This is a genomic window from Streptomyces sp. S6, assembly GCF_054880855.1.
The window spans coordinates 1-4,015 of the sequence record NZ_JBTYMC010000449.1 but is presented as its reverse complement, the minus strand read 5'-3'; the positions used below and the strand labels follow the sequence as shown (position 1 = coordinate 4,015).

The 4,015-nt window shown below is 73.7% G+C and carries 4 protein-coding genes and 1 rRNA gene; 4 read left to right on the top strand and 1 reads right to left on the bottom strand.

Going from position 1 to position 4,015, the window contains the following annotated elements:
• The 4 genes from ACVNF4_RS33335 to ACVNF4_RS33320 form a co-directional block, all read left to right on the top strand.
• On the top strand, positions 1–371 hold a 371-nt coding region (locus ACVNF4_RS33335), incomplete at its 5' end, for a DUF4129 domain-containing protein (protein WP_461806609.1).
• A complete protein-coding gene (locus ACVNF4_RS33330) occupies positions 368–1,543 on the top strand; it encodes a DUF4350 domain-containing protein (protein ID WP_461806608.1) in 1,176 nt (391 codons plus the stop codon). The genes ACVNF4_RS33335 and ACVNF4_RS33330, both read left to right, overlap by 4 nt.
• Positions 1,543–2,532: an AAA family ATPase gene (locus tag ACVNF4_RS33325; RefSeq protein ID WP_461806607.1), complete on the top strand. Its 990-nt coding sequence runs from the start codon at positions 1,543–1,545 to the stop codon at positions 2,530–2,532. Before ACVNF4_RS33330 ends, ACVNF4_RS33325 begins: the two co-directional genes overlap by 1 nt.
• Positions 2,532–3,827: a DUF58 domain-containing protein gene (locus ACVNF4_RS33320; RefSeq protein ID WP_461806606.1), complete on the top strand. Its 1,296-nt coding sequence runs from the start codon at positions 2,532–2,534 to the stop codon at positions 3,825–3,827. The genes ACVNF4_RS33325 and ACVNF4_RS33320 overlap by 1 nt, the downstream gene beginning before the upstream one ends.
• An 81-nt stretch (positions 3,828–3,908) precedes the next feature.
• On the opposite strand, the gene rrf is transcribed toward ACVNF4_RS33320, so the two are convergent.
• Positions 3,909–4,015, bottom strand: a 5S ribosomal RNA gene (rrf, locus tag ACVNF4_RS33315); the annotation flags it as partial.

Below are 4,015 nucleotides of genomic sequence, written 5' to 3'. Positions count from 1 at the left end.
CCGCCGCCCCGCTCTTCGGCGACCGCGCCCGCAGCGCCGCCGACCACCGCGCCGCCGCCGAGGAGCACGCCGCCCAGGGCCACTGGAACGAGGCCGTCCAGGAACGGATGCGCGCCATCGTCCGCGCCCTGGAGGAACGCGCCCTCCTCGACACCCGCCCCGGCCGCACCGCCGACGAGGCAGCCGCCGAAGCCGGCCACACCCTCCCGGACCACGCCGACCAACTCCACACAGCCGCCCGCGACTTCGACGACGTCACATACGGCGGACGCCACTCGGACGAGCGGACGTACCGCCGCATCGCCGGCCTCGACGACACCCTGGACCGCGCGAAACCCAGGCTGACGGCCCACCAGGGGGCCACCGGATGACCACCTCGACCTCCCCCACGGCCCGCCACCTGTGGACCCGCGCGCGGGGCGTCGCCCTCGCCGTCGCCGTCCTGCTGATCGCGGGCGTCACCGTCGCCGCACTCCGCTCCGACGCCCACCACGGCGAACTCGACCCACGCTCCGCCGACCCCTACGGCAGCCGCGCGATCGCCGAACTCCTCGCCGCCCGCGGCGTCACCACGCGCGTGGTGACCACCCTGGACGACGCCCGCGCGGCGACCGGCCCCGACACCACCCTCCTGGTCGCCGTCCCCGACCTGCTGACCAAACGCCAGCAGAGCGACCTGCGCGCGGCGACCGCCGGCTCCGACGGCCGTACCGTCCTCGTCGCCCCCGGCGGCTGGTCCGTGCAGACCCTCGCCCCGGGCGTCGTCGCCGACCCGGCGACCAGCCGTGACACCACCCTCGCCCCCGACTGCGCCCTCCCCGAGGCCCGCCGCGCGGGCGCCGCCGACACCGGAGGCCACCGCTACACCGTCACCCGCCAGGGCATCGACGAGTGCTACCCGAGCCGCCGCCTGGCCACCCTGCTGCGCGTCCCGGCCGAGACGGGGGACGGCGACACCGTCGTCCTCGGCGCCCCCGACATCCTCCTCAACGACCGCCTCGACGAGCAGGGCAACGCCTCCCTCGCCCTCCAACTCCTCGGCTCCCGCCCGCATCTCGTCTGGTACCTCCCCTCGCTCTCCGACTCCACCGCCGCGGGCCCCGAGGAGGAGAAGAGCCTTTTCGACCTGCTCCCCTCCGGCTGGCTCTGGGGCACCCTGCAACTCTTCTTCGCCGCCGCGCTCGCCGCCCTGTGGCGGGCCCGCCGGTTCGGACCGCTCGTCCCCGAACGGCTCCCCGTCGCGGTCCGGGCCTCCGAGACCGTCGAAGGCCGGGCCCGCCTCTACCGCAAGGGCGACGCCCGCGACCGCGCCGCCGACGCCCTGCGCTCCGCCACCCGCATCCGCCTCGCCCCTCTCCTCGGCCTCCCCGCCTCCCGGGCCCACACGCCCGAGACGCTGATCCCCGCCCTGTCCGACCGGCTCCACACCGACGGACAGACCCTGCACACCCTCCTCTTCGGCCCCCCGCCAGGCGACGACACGGCCCTGACCGCCCTCGCCGACCGACTCGACGCCCTCGAAAGTGAGGTACGCCGTCCATGATGGACCCGACCACTGACAACGCCGGAAACACCGGCGACCCGAGCGCCGCCCGCGCCTCCCTGGAGGCCCTGCGCGCCGAGATCGCCAAGGCCGTGGTCGGCCAGGACCCCGCCGTCACAGGCGTCGTCGTCGCCCTCCTCTGCCGGGGCCACGTCCTGCTCGAAGGCGTCCCCGGCGTCGCCAAGACCCTCCTGGTACGCGCCCTCGCCGCCGCCCTCGACCTGGACACCAAGCGCGTCCAGTTCACCCCCGACCTCATGCCGAGCGACGTGACGGGTTCCCTCGTCTACGACACCCGCAGCGCCGAGTTCTCCTTCCAGCCCGGCCCGGTCTTCACCAACCTCCTGCTGGCCGACGAGATCAACCGCACCCCGCCGAAGACCCAGTCGTCCCTCCTGGAGGCCATGGAGGAGCGCCAGGTCACCGTCGACGGCACCCCGCGCCCCCTCCCCGACCCGTTCCTGGTCGCCGCAACCCAGAACCCCGTCGAGTACGAGGGCACCTACCCCCTCCCCGAGGCCCAACTCGACCGCTTCCTCCTCAAACTGACGATCCCCCTGCCCTCCCGGCAGGACGAGATCGACGTCCTCACCCGGCACGCCGACGGCTTCGACCCCCGCGACCTGCGCGCCGCCGGCATCCGCCCCGTAGCGACCGCCGCCGACCTCGAAGCCGCCCGCGCGGCCGTCGCGAAAACCGCCGTCTCCCCCGAGATCACCGCGTACGTCGTCGACATCTGCCGCGCCACCCGCGAATCACCGTCCCTCACCCTCGGCGTCTCCCCGCGCGGGGCGACCGCCCTGCTGGCGGCCTCCCGCGCGTGGGCATGGCTCACAGGCCGCGACTACGTCATCCCGGACGACGTGAAGGCGCTCGCCCTGCCGACGCTCCGCCACCGCGTCCAACTGCGTCCCGAGGCCGAGATGGAGGGCGTGACGGCCGACTCCGTCATCACCTCCGTCCTCGCCCACGTCCCCGTGCCCCGCTGATGGCGCTCACCGGCCGCGCGGCCCTCCTCGCCGCCCTCGGCTCCCTCCCCGTCGGCCTCTGGGACCCCAGCTGGACGGGCATCCTCGCCGTCAACACCCCCCTGGCGCTCGCGTGCGCCTGCGACTTCGCCCTCGCGGCCCCCGTACGCCGTCTGACGCTCACGCGCGCGGGCGACACGACAGCCCGCCTCGGCGAAACGGCGGACGTCACCCTGACGGTCACCAACCCGTCCCGACGCCCCCTCAAAGCCACCCTCCGCGACGCCTGGCCGCCCAGCACCTCCCCGGAAACCGACCGCCACTCCGTGACGGTCCCCACCGGCGAACGCCGCCGCGTCACAACCCGCCTACGACCGACCCGCCGCGGCGACCACCAGGCCGACCGCGTCACCATCCGCTCGTACGGCCCCCTCGGCCTCTTCACCCGCCAGGGCACCCACAAGGCCCCCTGGACACTCCGCGCGCTTCCCCCGTTCACCAGCCGCAAACACCTCCCCGCCAAACTGGCCCGACTCCGGGAGCTCGACGGCCGCACAAGCGTCCTCACGCGCGGAGAGGGCACCGAGTTCGACAGCCTCCGCGAGTACGTCCCCGGCGACGACACCCGCTCCATCGACTGGCGTGCCACCGCCCGCCAGACCACCGTCGCCCTGCGCACCTGGCGCCCCGAACGCGACCGCCACATCCTCCTGGTCCTCGACACCAGCCGCACCTCCGCCGGCCGCGTGGACGACGCCCCACGCCTCGACGCCGCCATGGACGCGGCGCTCCTCCTGGCAGCCCTCGCCTCCCGCGCGGGCGACCGCGTCGACCTCCTGGCCCACGACCGCCGCGTCCGCGCCCTCGTCCAGGGCCGAACCGCCCGAGACGTCCTGCCCTCCCTGGTCAACGCCATGGCCACACTGGAAGCCGAACTGGTCGAGGCGGACGCCCGCGCCCTCACCTCGACCATCCTCCGTACGACACCCCGACGCGCCCTAGTCGTCCTCCTCACGACCCTCGACACCGCCCCCGTCGAGGAGGGCCTCCTCCCCGTCCTCCCACAGCTCACCCAGCGCCACACAGTCCTCGTCGCCTCCGTCGCCGACCCGCACATCGCCCGTATGGCGGCAGCCCGAGGCGACGTCGACGCGGTCTACGAGGCAGCAGCGGCAGCTCAGGCCCAGACTGAACGCCACCGCACGGCGGAACAGCTCCGGCGCCATGGGGTGACTGTCGTCGACGCGACGCCCGACGAATTGGCGCCGGCGCTGGCGGATGCGTATCTGGCGCTGAAGGCTGCGGGTCGGCTATAGAAACAGAAAAGGCCCCTCCTACCCGGAGGGGCCCAAAAACGAAAAACCCCGCACGTTAAGTACGGGGTTTTTCTAAAAATTGTTCGGCGGCGTCCTACTCTCCCACAGGGTCCCCCCTGCAGTACCATCGGCGCTGTGAGGCTTAGCTTCCGGGTTCGGAATGTAACCGGGCGTTTCCCTCACGCTAT

Coding starts and splice junctions, on each gene's coding strand:
- ACVNF4_RS33330 (WP_461806608.1), top strand. CDS start 368: ATGACCACCTCGACCTCCCCCACGGCCCGCCACCTGTGGACCCGCGCG.
- ACVNF4_RS33320 (WP_461806606.1), top strand. CDS start 2,532: ATGGCGCTCACCGGCCGCGCGGCCCTCCTCGCCGCCCTCGGCTCCCTC.
- ACVNF4_RS33325 (WP_461806607.1), top strand. CDS start 1,543: ATGGACCCGACCACTGACAACGCCGGAAACACCGGCGACCCGAGCGCC.